The organism is Psychrobacillus sp. MER TA 171 (genome assembly GCF_023713305.1).
GTDB lineage: Bacteria > Bacillota > Bacilli > Bacillales_A > Planococcaceae > Psychrobacillus.
The window spans coordinates 1-412 of sequence record NZ_JAMAWN010000085.1 but is presented as its reverse complement, the minus strand read 5'-3'; the positions used below and the strand labels follow the sequence as shown (position 1 = coordinate 412).

1 pseudogene is annotated in these 412 nt (G+C 40.3%); it reads left to right on the top strand.

What is annotated here, in order from left to right:
* Positions 1 to 238: pseudogene (locus M3627_RS21270) on the top strand (IS21 family transposase); the annotation flags it as partial.
* Positions 239 to 412 lie beyond the last annotated feature (174 nt).

The window sequence follows — 412 nt, the reverse complement described above, 5'->3', positions numbered from 1 at the left end:
TTCGGTTTCAATAAATGATTCCACTTGGTTAGATAAGGCGCTAGAGAGATGCATCAATGAAAACTTATATAGTGCGAATGATTTTAAAGACGTTGTACTTTACCTAAAAAAACAATCTCAGCAGGAAACATTAGTTTCCTTAGAACAGGAGAAACGGCCGATTCATAAAGTAGATATACCAGTTGGAACACGCCCTTTAAGTACGTACACAAGCATTTTAGGAGGCGAACTTTCATGAATCATACGGTAAAAGAAATTCAGGGCCAGTTCAAACTATTACGCTTGGCCGAAACAGCCGAGGAGCTTCCACAGCTCCTTCGCGAAGCTGAGAAATCCTCATGGACCTATTTAGAGTTCCTAGAGGCCATTACCCACTTTGAATTGAAGAAAAGAGAAGCTAAGAGTGTGGAAA